This window comes from Pontibacter silvestris, from assembly GCF_020907275.1.
In the GTDB taxonomy this organism is placed as follows: Bacteria; Bacteroidota; Bacteroidia; order Cytophagales; family Hymenobacteraceae; genus Pontibacter; species Pontibacter silvestris.
Genome location: NZ_JAJJWI010000014.1, coordinates 1 through 16,840, shown reverse-complemented (window position 1 = coordinate 16,840; position 16,840 = coordinate 1). Strand labels below are relative to the sequence as shown.

Below are 16,840 nucleotides of genomic sequence, written 5' to 3'. Positions count from 1 at the left end.
GATGGATAGAATACCGATTCTGAAGATGGGTCCATTCCTGCTAGTAACTATACAAGTGGACCTTTACGACAGGCTGGCCCTTACCTTAGAGAATGACCTGATTAGTATGGTTAGCCAAACAGGCGCCAAAGGAGTGTTAATAGATATATCGGCAGTTACTATTGTAGATTCCTTTATGGGCCGCATTCTTGGCAACATTGCCTCTATGTCGCGCATTATGGATGCTGAAACAGTAGTAGTAGGCATGCAACCTGCCGTAGCTATTACCTTAGTAGAACTTGGCCTTACGTTGCAGGGGGTGTATACTGCCCTTGATGTGGAAAAAGGCATGGACTTACTATATAATAAGATAGGCATTATCGACGTCTTGGAAGAAGACGACCAAGAAGAAGAGCCGGATGATTGTAATGACTAAAGACACGATGCAAATCGTGAGAGAACAGGATGTCGTTCCTTTCCGGAACAGAGTTCGCGAATACGCAGCAAAAATAGGCATGAGCCTGGTAAACCAGACAAAGCTTATTACGGCTGCCAGCGAATTAGTGCGGAATATGCTGAAATATGCAAACGGAGGAAAAGTTCTCATTGAAATTATAAGCAAAAATGCTCAAACTGGCGTAAGATTAACTTTTATTGACGAAGGCCCGGGTATTGCCAATGTGCAGCAAGCCATGCAGGATGGTTTCTCGACAGGCAAAAGCCTCGGCCTTGGTTTGCCCGGCACTAAGCGACTTGTAAATGAATTTGATATAAAGAGTACGCTCGGCGAAGGCACTACCGTCACAGTAATTCATTGGAAAAATGGACGTTAATCAACACCAACGCTTTTTAATACCTGAAAAGAGTTTTGCAAGTATGGTGAAACGCGACATCACTCGACTTGCAGAAGGTTATCAGTTTTCACCCACCGAGGTAGGCAAAATAAACATTATTATTTCAGAGATGTTGTCTAACCTCGCTAAACATTCCCCCACAGGAGGCGAGCTATTGGTTAAACCTGTGGGCACCAAATATAACAATGAGGCATTTGAAATAATTTGCCTGGACAATGGCCCCGGCATAAGCGACCCTATCCGCATGATGGAAGATGGCGTATCTACATCGGGTACAGCTGGTGAGGGGCTGGGAGCTATCAAACGTCAGTCAGATGTTTTTGACCTGTATTCTCACCCAAGCCTGGGTACTGTTCTATTAAGCAGGGTAAACAAAGGTCGTAAAACTGTTTCTGCAGAGGCAGTGTCAGCTAAAGTTGAGGTTGGCTATGTTATAGTGCCTAAACCGACAGAACGCATTTGCGGTGATGGCTTTGCTTTAGTGGAACAAGGCCCTAATATGTATTTACTGGCTTTGGATGGCCTGGGCCACGGCACACATGCCAATGAGGCGGCACAGCAAGCTGCAACGTCTTTCATATCACATCCAAATATTGACCCAGCTAACTCCCTGCGCGATATCCATAACCAGATAAAACGTACCCGTGGCGCAGTGGGCTTACGGGCCGACATTAGCATCCACACACAACGCATCACCTATTGTGGTGTAGGTAATATTGCAGGCAAAATGTTTTCATTAGACGGCTCTTCCATAAACTCTCCCTATAAGAGCATTATTTCATACAATGGAATTTTAGGGCACAATGTACCAAACACATTAAATAATCAACAACTGGACTGGGGGCGGAACAAGCTACTTGTTCTTCACTCTGACGGTTTAAAATCAAGGTGGGATCTGGCAAAATACCCAAACCTGCAGCGGCACCACCCTACTACTATTGCATCTGTCATTTATAAAGATAACAGCCGCCAAACCGATGATACCCTGGTAGTGGTATGCAAAGCCAAGGTATAACACATGCAGCGTACAATACTTAAAATAAGCATTAATAATGAGCTGGATGTAGTGCTCGCATACAAAAGGGCCATGCAACTTGCTGAGCGACTAAGTATAGCCGTAGGTAACCAGACAAAATTTGCTACGGCTGTCTCTGAAATCTGCCGTAATGTAATAGAACATGTGGGTAATGGTAACATTCAGTTTAACATTGTTGAGGATAACGGAATAAAATACTTAGAGGCACTCATTTCTGACCGAGGGCGAGGAATAGGAAACATTGATTACATTTTGTCTCGCCCACATTATAATACAGGAGGCAAAGGGTCTGGAATCATAAATTCTAAGAAGCTTGTTGACAGCTTTAATATAGAGAGTGAGTATGAGAAGGGAACCCGTGTGACACTTCGCAGGAAAATTCCGGCAACTGCTCCTATCCTGTCCAAGCCTATTCTGGACGAATGGATACGGGAGTTTGAACAGGAGGCTGATATATCTCCTTATGCAGAGATTAAAAAGCAAAACATGAAACTGCTGGATTTACTGGAAGAGCTACGGCTCCGTAATCTGGAAGCCGATCAGCAGCTTCAGGAAATCAGGCGCCTTAATATGCAGTTGCAACAGTCTAACCATGAAATTAGTGACCTGCTGGAGGAACGAGAGAAAAAGAACAACCAACTGCAAAAAATAAACACAGACCTTGATGCCTTTGCACATACCGTGTCTCATGACCTGCGGGCACCCTTACAAAACATTAATGGTATAACCACTGTGCTGGAGGCTTGTTTAGAGGCAAATGACCTTGCAGAAGCTAATAATGTTTTCCCGCTGCTGCGCCAGCAAACTTACAAGATGGAGCGACTGATAACAGGCATACTTGCTTACTCATTGGCTGGCCATCATAATAATATTCCCAAGCATGTTGTGGATGTACAGGTACTCCTGCACCAGGTTATTACATCCCTTTCGATACCTGCGTCTTTTACCATTAAATTACAGCCTGAACTTCCTACGCTTTATACGCAGGAGGTGTACCTCTACCAGGTGTTCAGCAACATTATTGGCAACGCTATAAAGTATCACGACCAGCCGGAGCAGGCAATTATTGAAATTAAATGTACGCTCAAAACCAGTTGGCTGGAGTTTAGTGTGCAGGATAATGGGCCCGGTGTGTCGAAAGAGCTACAGCAGCAGATTTTTGATATGTACGAAATGGGTGATATTATCTCCCGCCCAGACAGTTCAGGCCTTGGCTTATCAATCATAAAAAAGATAGTTATGGAGAAAGGAGGCAAGGTTTGGGTTAATTCAGAAGGCCGTGGCAGTAAGTTTAACTTTACCTGGCCTGCCGCTGAACTTATTGCAGAACAACAGCCATAAAAGAGAGACCGCAAGCATTTACTACAGTGCTTGCGGTCTCTCTTTTATTATGAAAATCAGGTTTTATTTTTTCTGAAAATACTCGTCCATAATTTCACGAATGTCATGCTTGGTAAGTGCTTTTGAATAATGCTTTTTAACTTTGCTGTAGTTCTTTAAACGCTCCAGATCATAAAAGCTAGCAGAAGAGGTAAGCATCAGTATAATCAAATGATCACCTTTATCTAAATCACGGTTCTGATACTCATCTAAAAAAGAAAAGCCATCCATTACAGGCATTTTAATATCCAAGAAGATTAGGTCCGGACACTTTTTATCAGCAGCAGGGGAACCGCATGTCTGGCTAAGATAATCTATTGCTTCTCTTCCATTTTTTACAACCAAAATTTCTTTGGCAATCTGCATCTCGTTAAGCAGTCTATGGTTTAGATAATTGGTAGTATCGTCATCATCTACCAACATCACCAAATCAAGCTGAATCTGTTCTTGAATCATGAAGTAGTTCCATCTAATAGTTTGCTACAACCAGTTAAGAAAAGCTTCCGAATTGGCAAACCCCATGTTATATGTTTAGACTTTGTAAATATCGGAGACATAACGCAAATAACAAATTTCTCGTTCCAATATATTACTTTTCTCTAATAATCAATAATATATATTCATGGTTCTCATTTTGGTAATGTGAATCATAAAGCTTCTGTTCCTTAAACAGAATAGCTTTTTCTTTAGCTTGTTCAGGTTTATCTAATTGTAGGTATTAAAAGGTAAATGACAAGACAGTTCTTGCTTTACCACTTCTCCAGTGTCAGAATACCCTAAATGCTCAGCTTTTGCAATAATTTAAGGTATGTATTTGTACAAGTTTAAAAGACCTACAAAAACCATAGCACTTCTTTACAACAACTACCTCCTCTTAAGGTGTAGCAGTTGTTTATCTTCTGGTTCTCAGAAGTAAACAGCAAAAGTGCGATAAGTCTCTTATTTAGATTTTCTTTAAATTCAAATAAGCTCATATGTTCCATACTGCTCATAAAATCCTTTTAGGGGCTTTTTGAGTACTTACTAAAACTAAACCCTTTAAAACGCATGTTTAACCTGACTATAAACAAACATTTATGGATAGTTACCCAGTAAACCCAGAACATATGCGGGCACCCGATCACCTTACCCGTGAGGAGATTCAAAAAAGCCTTGATGAGTTAGACAGTAAGATCAAAGTCCTTAAAGGAAGAGCACATGCCACTACTGCTGACTCTAACCACACCTATCATGAGCATATTGCGGGCCTTGAAAAAAAACGCGAGCTGATAGCCTCTAAAATGGCAGATGCAAAAGATGACAACCACAGTACATGGCAAGATCTGCGTGATGGCTTGGACAAACTCAAAGATGAAATCAACAGGATTTTCAAGTAATCAACAAAGCCCCGGTATTAAAGCCGGGGCTTTTTACATCTTTATATATTTCAATAATAAAATCAGATCATATTTAAAGCAACACAAGAATTATACAACATCTTAATGGTGCATCTAGCAAAAACAATTAATTAAACAACAACTAGAAGTATTTCCTTTTAACTTCTCATATTTAAGCTATATTTGAAACAAAATAAGACTATTTCACCCAAATAGGTTTAATCATATTTTATTTAATTATTGTTTTACAAATATAGCTATGCGGCGCCATCTTATATTAAGCATTTTAGTTGCTTTCGCTGTAATACTTTCTGCTCAGGCCCAACGACCAGTAAAGGCCAGGCCAGAAACGGAATCTACAGAATCCTATATACCTTACACACTAGTATATAAACTTAAACCACAAGATGGTAATGGTCTCCGCAGCTTACAAGGAGCTAAATCAAACTTAGACAAAGCTCTTGCTAATTTGCAGGCACAAAATGTGCAGCAAAAATTCCCCCATGTCACCGCACCCACCAATGTACGCAGGGCAAAAAGTGCAACTGTTGATTTGTCTCTGATATACCAGATCGAGTACAACACTAACATAAGTTTTGAGCAGGCAAAACAGGAGTTAATGGCAACGGGCATGGTTGCTTATGTAGAGCCTCTTTATCAGCGTGAGCCTTTTCATCAACCCGATGACCCGGCTGCTGACTCAACTATTACAGCTCAGTATTACCTGAAATTGATTGATGCCTACACAGGCTGGGCAGTAGAACAAGGAGACACCAATGTAATCATCGGCATTCTGGATACAGGCTTCAGGCTTTCTCATGAAGAGCTAAAAAGTAAAGCCAAATTAAACTATGCAGACCCTATCGACGGCATAGACAATGATAATGATGGCTTTGAAGATAACTATTGGGGCTGGGACTTTGCCGACAACGATAACGATATATCTCCGAACGCGCTCTCAGCACCAAGTCATGGCACATCTGTAGCTGGTTTAGCCACAGCAGCTACCAACAACAAAAAAGGCATGGCAGGGGTTGGTTATAATATTAAATTCATGCCGATAAAGATATTCCCGAGCAAGGCTTCTGGCAGGTTCGCAGGATACGAAGCTATAGTATATGCTGCAGATAAAGGCTGCAAAATCATCAACTTATCATGGGGAGGCGGATTATATTCACAAATGGAACAGGATGTTATCAACTATGCGGTTCTGGAAAAGGATGTCGTTATTGTTGCTTCTGCGGGTAATACCCATGGCGACCTGAACTTTTACCCTGCTTCCTATGATAACGTACTCTCTGTCGGAGGTACTACATCTGCAGACATCAAACATCCTGACTTCACTTATAACTCTAAAATAGACATATGTGCTCCAGGCAAGGAGACGCTTACGATAGGTTCAACAAATGATAGCCATTACTTAATTGGATCAGGTACATCTTACTCAGCCCCTATCGTAGCAGGTGCCGCTGCACTGGTACGTTCAAAGTATCCGGAGCTGAACGCCAGCCAGGTAATGGAGCGCATCAGGGTAAGCGCAGATGACATTTACCACCTCGAAGAGAATAAACCTTATATTGAGAAGCTTGGGAAAGGGCGCCTTAATATGAAACGGGCATTAAAGCAGGCTGATCTTATAGCAGTCCGCTGCACTCAGTTTGGTTTTAGCAGTAATGCAACTCCTCATGCAGATAAAACCGTAACTATAGATGCCAGTTTTATAAACTACCTCTCCCCTACCAAAAACCTTACTGTCAGCCTGACAAGCAGCTCTCCCTATATAACTATTGTGCAGGGAAATGCATCCTTAGGAAGTATCCCAACATTAGGCACTGCCAATAATTCGCAATCACCTTTCATTATATCTATTGCTAAGGACACTCCCTTTAACAGTACAGCAGCTTTCCGGTTGGGCTTTAGTGAGGGCACTTATACTGATTATCAACATTTTGAGTTACCTATAAACGTTGATTATGTTACCCTTAATGCCAATAACCTGGAGGTGACCATAAACAGTAAAGGTAATATAGGGTATAACGGACTAAATCTTTATGAGGGTTCAGGTGTAAGGTTCAGGAAAGCCCTTGTCTCGTTACTCTTTGAAGGAGGTTTAATGGTTGCTTCAGAGCCTGGTCGTGTGTCTGATAATGTCCGAAACGAGAATTTCATAAACGATGAAGACTTCGTTCCTTCAAGCCTGGCTAGCCTCTATACCAACACTGCTTTGGCAACACAGGAAGCCAGGGCAGTAATGCATGATGATTACACAATAGAAGATCAGGTTGGTGTTGAAGTAAAGAACATAGCTTATGCCTGGAATGAAGATATCACTAAAGACTTTATAATTCTGGAGTATCATATCAAGAACATTACACCAGACACTCTCAGGAACCTATACTCAGGAGTTTTTGCTGATTGGGACATTGGTGAGAACAGGGAATACCTACTAAATAGCGCCGATTGGGATGAAACGCATAAATTAGGCTATGTCTACCATATAGATAAACCTCACCCTTATGCAGGCCTTGCACTTCTTACAGATGATGCACCAATTTATTATGCTATAGACAACTTTATAAAGAACGATAACTACCAGTTTGATATTGATGATGGTTTCAGTACAGAAGAGAAGTTTTCTGTTTTATCAGGAGGTATCGCCCGCAGGCAGGCAGGAGGCTCTTCAGGCAATGATGTATCGCATGTAGTTGGAGGAGCTTTTAGTAACCTGGCTCCTGGCAAAACCAAAGTAATTGCTTTCGCATTGCTGGCCTCTGACAACCTTGCAAGCCTAAAAAATAATACTGAAGCCGCACAGCAAAAGTACAGAAGCTTTAGAACTAGTGCCACTCCCTTAGCCATAGCCGATACAGCTTGTGTTGGCAGCAACGTTACCTGGGCACCAGAACAAGGCTCCACATTCAATTTTTATGCTGATCAAAATAAAGAAACTTTAATAGGGTCTGGAGCCAGCTACACTATAAATAACTTAGAGACTGAAACAACCATTTACGCAGCTAGTATAGATTCAGTGTTTGAAAGTGAGATAGCTCAGGCAGTTTATTCTTTCCCGGCTAAACCAGTAGTTGACTTCAAAACCAGCACAGAGGAAATATACCCTGACTCACTTGTTCAGTTTATCAACCAGAGCAAGTTCAGTAAGAACTGGCGCTGGACTTTTGATGAAGTCAACTTTGTTGCAGAAGAGAACCCATCTTTTTCCTTTGTAAAACCAGGCTCTTACCAGGTTACGTTAACAGTATCTGACAAGTTGGGCTGCACTGACACATCTATAACTAAAACAATTGAAGTGCTGGAAAAGGCTGCTACTGATACACTTATTACTGCTGAGACTATTGTTAATACAGGCAAAGTCGTAGTACTTTATCCTAATCCTGCCTTAGATTATGTTAATATTGAGTTACTTGAAGACGGCCCTGCAGGAAAAACACCCGAAATAACATTTTTAGACGCAACAGGAAAAGCCATATATCCAAAGATCAAATTTAAAGATGCTCTTACAGTAACAGTTGATTTAGAGGGGATGACACCCGGAATTTACTATGCCCGCATCACCTATAGCAGCACCACTCTAATCAAGCGTATTTTAATAAGTCAAAACTAAAACGAGTAGCTACTGCATAAATAAAAAGAGAAAGCCTCGCTAATAAATAGCGAGGCTTTCTCTTTTTATTTATGCAGTGCTTTCACTACAAGCTCATCGGCTCATTAAGCTCCTTGCTCTTGCTGACGGATCAGGTTAAGAGCTGAACCAGCCTTAAACCAGCCAATTTGACCTTCGTTATAAGTGTGGTTCACCAGGAATGAATCCTGAGTACCATCGCTATGATGAAGAACAACTTTCAACTGCTCACCTGGGGCAAAGTTTTCAAGACCTATAATGTCGAACGTATCAGTTTCTTCAATAAGGTCGTAATCTGCTTTGTTAGCGAATGTTAACGCCAGCATACCTTGCTTTTTCAGGTTAGTTTCGTGAATACGTGCAAAAGACTTCACAATAACGGCACGAACACCTAAGTGACGTGGCTCCATAGCAGCGTGCTCACGAGAAGAGCCCTCACCATAGTTTTCGTCACCTACTACTACAGTACCAATACCAGCAGCTTTGTATGTACGCGCTGTAGCAGGCACTGTGTCATAACCACGGGTCATGTCGTTGTACACGCTGTTAGACTCACTGTTGAACGCATTAATAGCACCAATCAACATGTTGTTAGAGATGTTGTCGAGGTGACCACGGTATTTCAACCACGGACCAGCCATAGAGATGTGGTCGGTAGTACACTTACCTTGTGCTTTGATCAACAGTTTCAGGCCTTTCAGGTCAGTTCCTTCCCAAGGTTTGAAACCTTCCAGTAGTTGCAGACGATCAGATTTCGGATCTACTATTACCTCTACACTACTGCTATCTACAGCAGGTGCTATATATCCGGCATCTTCCACGGCAAAGCCTTGTGAAGGCAACTCAATTCCTACTGGCTCATCGAGCTTTACGGCTACACCCTCTTCGTTAGTCAGCGTATCTGTAAGCGGGTTAAAAGTAAGGTCACCGGCAATGGCTAAAGCAGTCACAATTTCTGGTGAAGCCACAAACGCGTGTGTGTTAGGGTTACCATCGTTACGCTTCGCGAAGTTACGGTTAAATGAGGTGATGATAGAGTTCTTACGAGTCGGATCATCCGTATGACGTGCCCACTGACCGATGCAAGGTCCGCAAGCGTTAGCCAATACAACACCACCCATCTCTGTGAAAGTATCCAACAAGCCATCACGCGCTGTAGTGTAACGTACCAGTTCTGAACCAGGCGTAATGGTAAACTCAGACTGCGCAACCAGCTTCTTCTCTATCGCCTGAGCTGCTACAGAAGCAGAACGGGTAATATCTTCGTAAGATGAGTTTGTACAAGAACCAATCAGACCTACTTCCAGTTTAGCCGGCCAGTTGTGCTCTTTTACCACAGCAGCAAACTGTGAAATCGGCCATGCTGCATCCGGAGTAAAAGGACCATTGATGTGCGGCTCCAATGTAGAAAGATCAATCTCAATTAACTGATCGTAGTAAGCTGCAGGATCAGCAAACACTTCGTCATCTGCACGAAGGTGCTCAGCTACCTGGTCAGCCAGTTCTACTATTTCTTCGCGCTTAGTACCATTTAGGTAAGCACGCATTTTCTCATCGTAAGCAAATAAAGAAGTAGTTGCACCGATTTCTGCTCCCATGTTACAGATAGTAGATTTACCTGTACAAGACAGGCTTTCAGCGCCTTCGCCAAAGTATTCTACAATGGCACCAGTACCACCTTTTACAGTCAGGATACCTGCTACTTTAAGAATTACGTCTTTAGGTGCAGTCCAGCCACTCATTTTACCAGTAAGTTTCACACCAATTACTTTAGGGAATTTCAGTTCCCAAGGCATGCCGGCCATCACGTCCACTGCATCAGCTCCACCAACACCAATTGCTACCATACCCAAACCACCTGCGTTCGGTGTGTGAGAGTCAGTACCAATCATCATACCGCCAGGGAAAGCATAGTTTTCCAGCACTACCTGGTGAATAATACCAGCACCTGGCTTCCAGAAGCCAAGACCATATTTATTTGAAACAGAGGCAAGGAAATCATAAACCTCTTTGTTCTCATTGTAGGCATCCTGTAAATCTGAATCAGCGCCTACTCTTGCCTGAATCAGGTGGTCACAGTGAACGGTAGAAGGAACCGCCACATTAGGCTTTCCAGCCTGCATGAACTGAAGCAAGGCCATTTGTGCCGTAGCGTCCTGCATAGCTACCCTATCCGGAGCAAAGTCTACATAAGACTTGCCTCGTTCGAAACCCTGCGTTGCTGTACCATCGTAAAGGTGCGAATACAGAATTTTCTCAGTTAGGGTAAGCGGTCTGCCTACTGCTTTACGGGCAGCAGTAACACGCTCGGCCATGCCGGCATAAACTGCCTTGATCATTTCTAAATCAAATGCCATAGTTTTGCTATTGTTAGTTATTTTTAATGCTTCTTTATGAAGTTTACAAATATACAAAGTATCATATAATTGGAACAACATTTAGGCCAAAGGAATGCAATACAGTGGCTAATGCAAACACATTCTAAATAATGTGGTTATTCCAATTACATATTCTAATTTTGTTTCATGAAATATTATCTTCTTAATACACCATTAAAGCATATTTTGTTTTTAGCTTTAACTACTGTGCAAATGTTTACATCCTGTACCTCCATGGAATCTACAGATAACACAATACAGGAAGGTAACTGGCGTGTAAGCCTACAGGCTCAAAACCAGGAAATTCCCTTCCTAATGCAGGCTAAAGAAAAAGATGGCCAGACTGTTCTCTATCTTATAAATGGAGAAGAACGTATTTTGCTCGACGACATTCAGCAGCAAGGCGACTCAGTAAAAATTGGTTTGCACATCTTTGATGCCGATTTAATCGCTAAAGCCAACGGCGACAGAATGGAAGGCCGCTTTGTAAAAAATGACACACAAACTCCTTACTCTATTCCTTTTACGGCTGAACATGGTAAAGATAGTCGTTTTGCTGCTAATCCTGCTTCTGCAAGCTATAACTTCGATGGCAAATGGGAAGTTGTTTTCTCAGACAATGAAGGAAATAGCTATAATGCCATTGGTGTTTTTGAACAGAGCGGCAACCAGGCAAACGGCACTTTCCTTACTGAAACAGGTGACTATCGTTATTTAGCCGGGCAGGTAGATGGCGAGCAACTAAGGTTGTCAGCTTTTGACGGAAACCATGCCTTTCTGTTTACAGCAAAGCCAAGCGGCGACAGTACGCTACAAGGCCAGTTCTATTCCGGTTTAACTGGTTACGAAACCTGGACAGCCAAACGCAACAACAATGCCAAGCTAGCTGATGCTGATACTTTAACCTATTTAAAAGAAGGTTATGAGGAGTTGTCTTTCACTTTCCCAAACCTGGAAGGCACACAAGTATCCTTGTCAGATCCTAAATATCAGGGCAAAGTAGTACTGGTTCAATTGCTAGGTTCCTGGTGCCCTAACTGCATGGACGAAACTAAATTTCTGGCTCCATACTACGACAAGAACAAAGAACGCGGGCTGGAAATTATCGGGCTTGGCTTTGAACGCAGCCCACAATTTGAAGCCGCCAGTAAGCGTTTAAAGCAAATGAAAGATCGCCTCGATGTAAATTATGACATCTTGGTTGCCGGAGTTTCAGATAAGGCAGCGGCGGCAGAGGCACTACCTGCTTTAAATCATGTCATGTCTTTCCCTACTACTATTTTTATAGACAGGCAAGGTAAGGTTCGCAAAATCCACACAGGTTTCTCAGGACCTGGTACCGGTCAGTATTATGAAGAATGGGTAACAGAGTTCAACCAGACAATGGACGAGTTACTGGCAGAGAAATAAGATTTGTAACTACACTTAATCACATGAGCTTAAAGCATCAGGGTTACTGAAAACAGTAGCCCCTGATGCTTTAATTTTATATTCCTGGTTATTTATACAACTTATCAAAGCGTACATACACCATAGGCTATTTCTTCAATTTAAAATTACAGGTTCGTGAGATAAGCAAGGTGCAGCCGAGTATAAAGCCTGTACTGTGTTGGGAGTAGACATTATTTTGTAAAACCTGTATCTTATTCGCCAACTACCTGGAATTGCAATAGTTTAGTGGAGGCTTTTTCTTAGGCATCCATATTTTGTTAGTATAACCATTCTTCATACTGGCCAGGGGTCAGGTAGCCCAGTACCTACAAAGCTTTCTAATTAAGCTAATTGTACTTGCATTTCCTATACAGCAATCATAAAACAAAGAAGAAGTCAGACCTCGGCTGTTCGCTACAGAAACTTCAGATGCTGAGATTACTGCTGCACATTTAAGTACTATGCTTGTGTTAGTTTAAGAGTTGTAAGGCCTGCTATCTATATCTTCCTGTCCTGTAAGCCAACAGCTTTCAGCACATGTTAGGTTAGCACCCTCTTAAATGAATGGCAGGTTTAGTAAAATAATACTAAACAAGAAAAGAAAGGCCTCTATTGATACAGGCTCCTTACTTAGCCTAGGAGAACACAAACACTATAAAACAATAGGTAAAACCTTACTGGATAAAAATTAACTATGAAAGCTAAAGAAAGAACTTAAGCAATTAATTATCAAAATAACATCCAAGAAACAGTAAACAGATAAGGTTTAAGTTTAAATTAAACTTACTTCTCCCGCTCAATTGTATAAGCAATAAGTTTTTCCAAAGAAGTTCTGGAAGGGGAAGGAGGAAAAGTTTTTAATATAGCCAGCGCCTCTGCATGATACTTATTCATTAACTGCACCGTGTACTCAATACCTCCTGACTGCTTCACAAAATCAATTACCTGCTGCACCCGCTTGTTATCACCGTTATTATTCTTAACGTTATAAATTACGCGGCGCTTGGTTAGCCAGTCAGCTTCACGCAAAGCATGTATCAGTGGCAGCGTCATTTTCTTTTCCTTGATGTCGATGCCTACAGGCTTTCCAATCTCGGCTGTGCCATAATCAAAAAGGTCATCTTTTATCTGGAAAGCAATTCCTACCTTTTCCCCAAACAAGCGGGCTTTCTCTATTTCTTCTTTAGAAGCCCCGGTAGAAGCTGCTCCAACAGCACAACAAGAGGCAATAAGCGAAGCCGTTTTCTGGCGGATAATATCGAAATAAACCTCCTCGGTAATATCAAGGCGGCGTGCTTTTTCAATCTGCAAAAGTTCTCCTTCACTCATCTCACGCACCGCATTCGATACAATCTTCAGTAAATCATAATCGTCGTTGTGCAACGACAAAAGCAAACCTTTAGAGAGCAGGTAATCCCCTACCAGTACAGCGATCTTGTTTTTCCAGAGAGCATTAACAGAAAAGAAACCCCGACGGTAGTTAGCATCATCTACTACATCATCGTGCACCAGTGTGGCCGTGTGTAGTAGTTCAATTAAAGCAGCCCCGCGATATGTAGCATCTGCTAACTCTTCATCAAAAAGTTTAGCAGTAAAAAAAACGAACATCGGGCGCATCTGCTTGCCTTTACGCTTTACAATGTAGCTCATTATTCTATCCAAAAGCAGTACATTAGACTTCATAGAAGACCTGAACTTCTTTTCAAAAAGCTGCATTTCGGGCGCAATGGGCGCTTGTATATCCTTTAGGCTGATGCTCATGTGTTAAGAGCGCAATATTACAAGGTGTAGCAATGGTTTCCAAACGTAGTGTTGCAAAACGGCGTTTAATTACCTTAATTCACAAATTATCTATCATTATATGTCTGATACATTAAAAACTAACTTTGTAGTTTACCCTGAGCATGGACGGAATTTCACTGCCGATGCCACTTACGTAGCCGACGGCCAACCAAAGCCTATTGTTATTTTTGCGCATGGCTTTAAAGGATTCAAAGACTGGGGGCATTTTAACCTGCTGGCACAGTACTTCGCAGAACATGGCTTTGTGTTTGTGAAATTCAACTTTTCCTACAATGGAACTACTGTAGAAAATTATTCAGATGTACATGACCTGGAAGCGTTTGGGAACAATAACTTTTCGCTGGAGCTGGACGACCTTAAAGCACTCATCGACCTGTTAAATGACAAGCAGAGCCCCATACAACCACAGGAGCTAAACCCTGACCGTCTGTACCTGATTGGGCACAGCCGTGGCGGAGGTTCTGTTATATTAAAAGCAGCCGAAGATTCCCGTGTACGCGCATTGGCTACCTGGGCAGGTGTCAATGACTTTGACCAACGTTGGACAGAGGAACAAATGGCACAGTGGAAGCAGGATGGTGTACAGTGGATTCCTAATTCCCGTACTGGTCAGCAAATGCCATTATATTACCAGATTGTGGAAAATTATTATGAAAATGAATCACGTCTTAACATTCCAGAGGTAATTAAGAAGATGTTCCAACCATTGCTTGTGTTGCATGGAGAACAGGACGAAACAGTTCCGGCACAAGTGGCCAAAGACCTGAAAAGCTGGAAACCAGATGCAGAGTTACATCTGCTACCAGAAGCAAATCATTCATTTGGAGGTAAACATCCTTACGAAGAAAACACCTTACCTGAAGCTGCGCGTAATGCAGCCGACTTTACTATAAACTTTTTTCAGAGGTATGCCTAAAGTATACTTATTGTTGGGAGGCAACCTCCGAGACCGCTTCTCCACTTTACAGCAGGCTCGTGAGCACATAGCAGTGCAGGTAGGTATAATACTACAAAGCTCCAAACTATACGAAACGGCAGCCTGGGGCAAAACAGATCAGCCTGCCTTTCTGAACCAGGTAATCGAAGTAAAGACAGCGCTTTCTCCGGAACAGGTACTGCAAACGATAAACATAATTGAGCATGAGCTAGGCCGCGTACGCCTGGAACATTGGGGCTCCCGTGTCATAGACATAGATATCTTGTTCTACGACAGCCTGATACTGCACACACAGCGCCTGACTATTCCCCATCCGCAACTGCAACACCGTCGTTTTACACTGAAACCTTTAGTGGAAATAGCTCCTGAGTTGATGCACCCAGTGTTAAGCAAAAGTGCTACTCAACTGTTAGAAGAGTGCGAAGACAATCTGGAAGTGAAAGAATTTATTGAATAAAAGGAGGCACTCTAAGTAACGAATAAAGCACTAAGCATTGCTTAAACAAAACAAGTACTTCCCCGAACTATAGCTTGAGAAAGTACTTGTTTCAACTTATATACTGAATGATATTACTCCGCTAAACTGACTTCTGCAGTACGCTCAATTTTTTTCACAAGACCTTGCAGAACTTTCCCGGGACCGCACTCTACAAAAAGTGTAGCGCCATCGGCAAACATTTGCTGCACCGATTGTGTCCAGCGAACAGGAGCGGTTAATTGCTTAATAAGGTTTTGTTTAATTTCTTCTGGGTCAGTATGAGGTTTAGCATCAACGTTCTGGTAAATCGGGCAAATACCTTTACTGAAAGTAGTTTCCTCAATAGCTGTTGCCAGTTCTTCTTCGGCAGGCTTCATAAGCGGCGAGTGGAAAGCACCTCCTACTGGCAAAGGAAGCGCGCGTTTGGCACCAGCCTCTTTCATTTTCTCACAAGCAATTTCAATCCCTTTATTAGAGCCGGATATTACTAATTGGCCCGGGCAGTTGTAATTTGCAGCGACCACTACTTCTCCTTCCACAGAAGCACAAGTCTCTTCTACTTTCTCATCTGATAATCCAAGAATAGCCGCCATGGTAGATGGATTTGCTTCGCAGGCGGCCTGCATAGCCAATGCTCTTTTAGCCACCAGACGCAAGCCATCCTCAAAGCTTAAAACCTTACTAGCTACAAGGGCAGAGAACTCTCCCAGTGAGTGGCCGGCTACCATTTCCGGTTCAAAATCTTTTGCCACTGCAGCCTGAGCCACAGAATGCAGAAAAATAGCTGGTTGTGTTACTTTTGTTTGTTTTAGCTCTTCATCAGTGCCACTGAACATAATCTCAGTAATGTTAAAGCCCAGAATCTCATTGGCTTTATCAAATAACTGGCGTGCTTCTTCGTGCTGCTCATACAGCTCCTTGCCCATACCCACAAACTGGGAACCCTGGCCCGGGAAAACGTATGCCTTCATGTAATATATGTATTTGGTTAAGTATTTATTCCTTTTTCAGAAGTACAATCAGTTACAGCTCAATTTATCCTTCTAAATATTCTCATTACAAGAAGCATACTTCTTACAGCCTGACTGCACCTTACAATTAAAGGTTCACATCTATGAACCGAATCCTTTCTTCTGGCGTCGGCAGCATACAAGCCTCTGTACGGCCAGCTATGCTATAGCGGTTCTTTGCTATAATACGATACACAAAATTGCGGAAAGATAAAGGAATAAACTTGAAATAATAAAACCAGCTCCATGGAAAGTTGAGATATCTGGCAACTCTTAAGGCAGCATCAGATTCTGAATAAAGCTTGCCATGCTCGTAAAAAAGCATAGAATCAGGCAAAGGATCAGGCACTTGCTGCTGAGGAACAAGTGTTTGCGCAAGGCCGGATTGTAAGGCTGCAAAATGCAGGTCCTTATGCTTATTATGTTTTAATACAAGTTGAACACTTGCCTGGCAAAAGCCACAGGTGCCATCGTAAAAAACAATTGGCATATCCTGTAGCTCTTGCAAGTTTTCTCTTTTCATTCTTATGTTGGTTTA

Annotated in this window: 14 protein-coding genes; 9 read left to right on the top strand and 5 right to left on the bottom strand. The window is 42.2% G+C overall.

Translation table 11 applies throughout. The features are described from left to right. Position 1: 1 nt before the first annotated feature. From LN995_RS13555 to LN995_RS13540, 4 genes are read left to right on the top strand one after another with little or no spacing between them, the layout of a single operon-like run. Positions 2-415: an STAS domain-containing protein gene (locus LN995_RS13555; RefSeq protein WP_229961622.1), complete on the top strand. Its 414-nt coding sequence runs from the start codon at positions 2-4 to the stop codon at positions 413-415. Then, a complete protein-coding gene (locus LN995_RS13550) occupies positions 408-812 on the top strand; it encodes an anti-sigma regulatory factor (protein ID WP_229961621.1) in 405 nt (134 codons plus the stop codon). The genes LN995_RS13555 and LN995_RS13550 overlap by 8 nt, the downstream gene beginning before the upstream one ends. Continuing rightward, positions 802-1,848 (top strand): SpoIIE family protein phosphatase, encoded by a 1,047-nt coding sequence (locus LN995_RS13545; protein ID WP_229961620.1) that lies wholly within the window; start codon positions 802-804, stop codon positions 1,846-1,848. The genes LN995_RS13550 and LN995_RS13545 overlap by 11 nt, the downstream gene beginning before the upstream one ends. A 3-nt stretch (positions 1,849-1,851) precedes the next feature. Next, on the top strand, positions 1,852-3,210 hold the full coding sequence (locus LN995_RS13540; RefSeq protein WP_229961619.1) for a sensor histidine kinase: 1,359 nt from the start codon (positions 1,852-1,854) through the stop codon (positions 3,208-3,210). Positions 3,211-3,273: 63 nt separating this feature from the next. Here the strand turns inward: LN995_RS13540 and LN995_RS13535 are convergent, their stop codons facing one another. Further along, the gene (locus LN995_RS13535) at positions 3,274-3,705 is read right to left on the bottom strand and encodes a response regulator (RefSeq protein ID WP_229961618.1); all 432 of its coding nucleotides are present in this window, start codon (positions 3,703-3,705) and stop codon (positions 3,274-3,276) included. A gap of 620 nt (positions 3,706-4,325) precedes the next feature. Here LN995_RS13535 and LN995_RS13530 point away from each other — a divergent pair. Together LN995_RS13530 and LN995_RS22055 are read left to right on the top strand one after the other, a co-directional pair. Next, positions 4,326-4,625 (top strand): sll1863 family stress response protein, encoded by a 300-nt coding sequence (locus tag LN995_RS13530; RefSeq protein ID WP_229961617.1) that lies wholly within the window; start codon positions 4,326-4,328, stop codon positions 4,623-4,625. 259 nt (positions 4,626-4,884) lie between these two features. Next, the gene (locus LN995_RS22055) at positions 4,885-8,247 is read left to right on the top strand and encodes a S8 family serine peptidase (RefSeq protein WP_317206955.1); all 3,363 of its coding nucleotides are present in this window, start codon (positions 4,885-4,887) and stop codon (positions 8,245-8,247) included. A gap of 104 nt (positions 8,248-8,351) precedes the next feature. Here LN995_RS22055 and LN995_RS13515 read toward each other — a convergent pair whose 3' ends face one another. Next, complete coding sequence (locus tag LN995_RS13515; protein ID WP_229961616.1) at positions 8,352-10,622, bottom strand: aconitate hydratase; 2,271 nt, start codon at positions 10,620-10,622, stop codon at positions 8,352-8,354. A 255-nt stretch (positions 10,623-10,877) separates the two neighbouring features. Here LN995_RS13515 and LN995_RS13510 point away from each other — a divergent pair, with 255 nt between their 5' ends. Continuing rightward, a complete protein-coding gene (locus tag LN995_RS13510; protein ID WP_229961615.1) occupies positions 10,878-12,053 on the top strand; it encodes a peroxiredoxin family protein in 1,176 nt (391 codons plus the stop codon). Between the two features lie 804 nt (positions 12,054-12,857). On the opposite strand, the gene LN995_RS13505 is transcribed toward LN995_RS13510, so the two are convergent. Continuing rightward, a complete protein-coding gene (locus LN995_RS13505) occupies positions 12,858-13,835 on the bottom strand; it encodes a polyprenyl synthetase family protein (RefSeq protein WP_229961614.1) in 978 nt (325 codons plus the stop codon). 100 nt (positions 13,836-13,935) lie between these two features. Between LN995_RS13505 and LN995_RS13500 the strand changes: the two genes are divergently transcribed. Beyond that, entirely contained in the window at positions 13,936-14,793 is an 858-nt protein-coding gene (locus LN995_RS13500) for an alpha/beta hydrolase family protein (RefSeq protein WP_229961613.1), read from the top strand. Continuing rightward, positions 14,786-15,271, top strand: a complete 486-nt coding sequence (gene folK, locus LN995_RS13495) for a 2-amino-4-hydroxy-6-hydroxymethyldihydropteridine diphosphokinase (RefSeq protein ID WP_229961612.1) — start codon at positions 14,786-14,788, stop codon at positions 15,269-15,271. Before LN995_RS13500 ends, folK begins: the two co-directional genes overlap by 8 nt. 113 nt (positions 15,272-15,384) lie before the next feature. On the opposite strand, the gene fabD is transcribed toward folK, so the two are convergent. Both fabD and LN995_RS13485 read right to left on the bottom strand, forming a co-directional pair. Then, the gene (gene fabD, locus LN995_RS13490; RefSeq protein WP_229961611.1) at positions 15,385-16,263 is read right to left on the bottom strand and encodes an ACP S-malonyltransferase; all 879 of its coding nucleotides are present in this window, start codon (positions 16,261-16,263) and stop codon (positions 15,385-15,387) included. 127 nt (positions 16,264-16,390) lie between these two features. Beyond that, entirely contained in the window at positions 16,391-16,825 is a 435-nt protein-coding gene (locus tag LN995_RS13485; RefSeq protein ID WP_229961610.1) for a thiol-disulfide oxidoreductase DCC family protein, read from the bottom strand. Positions 16,826-16,840 lie beyond the last annotated feature (15 nt).

Coding starts and splice junctions, on each gene's coding strand:
- LN995_RS13515 (WP_229961616.1), bottom strand. CDS start 10,622: ATGGCATTTGATTTAGAAATGATCAAGGCAGTTTATGCCGGCATGGCC.
- LN995_RS22055 (WP_317206955.1), top strand. CDS start 4,885: ATGCGGCGCCATCTTATATTAAGCATTTTAGTTGCTTTCGCTGTAATA.
- LN995_RS13555 (WP_229961622.1), top strand. CDS start 2: ATGGATAGAATACCGATTCTGAAGATGGGTCCATTCCTGCTAGTAACT.
- fabD (WP_229961611.1), bottom strand. CDS start 16,263: ATGAAGGCATACGTTTTCCCGGGCCAGGGTTCCCAGTTTGTGGGTATG.
- folK (WP_229961612.1), top strand. CDS start 14,786: ATGCCTAAAGTATACTTATTGTTGGGAGGCAACCTCCGAGACCGCTTC.
- LN995_RS13540 (WP_229961619.1), top strand. CDS start 1,852: ATGCAGCGTACAATACTTAAAATAAGCATTAATAATGAGCTGGATGTA.
- LN995_RS13505 (WP_229961614.1), bottom strand. CDS start 13,835: ATGAGCATCAGCCTAAAGGATATACAAGCGCCCATTGCGCCCGAAATG.
- LN995_RS13545 (WP_229961620.1), top strand. CDS start 802: ATGGACGTTAATCAACACCAACGCTTTTTAATACCTGAAAAGAGTTTT.
- LN995_RS13535 (WP_229961618.1), bottom strand. CDS start 3,705: ATGATTCAAGAACAGATTCAGCTTGATTTGGTGATGTTGGTAGATGAT.
- LN995_RS13485 (WP_229961610.1), bottom strand. CDS start 16,825: ATGAAAAGAGAAAACTTGCAAGAGCTACAGGATATGCCAATTGTTTTT.
- LN995_RS13530 (WP_229961617.1), top strand. CDS start 4,326: ATGGATAGTTACCCAGTAAACCCAGAACATATGCGGGCACCCGATCAC.
- LN995_RS13510 (WP_229961615.1), top strand. CDS start 10,878: ATGGAATCTACAGATAACACAATACAGGAAGGTAACTGGCGTGTAAGC.
- LN995_RS13500 (WP_229961613.1), top strand. CDS start 13,936: ATGTCTGATACATTAAAAACTAACTTTGTAGTTTACCCTGAGCATGGA.
- LN995_RS13550 (WP_229961621.1), top strand. CDS start 408: ATGACTAAAGACACGATGCAAATCGTGAGAGAACAGGATGTCGTTCCT.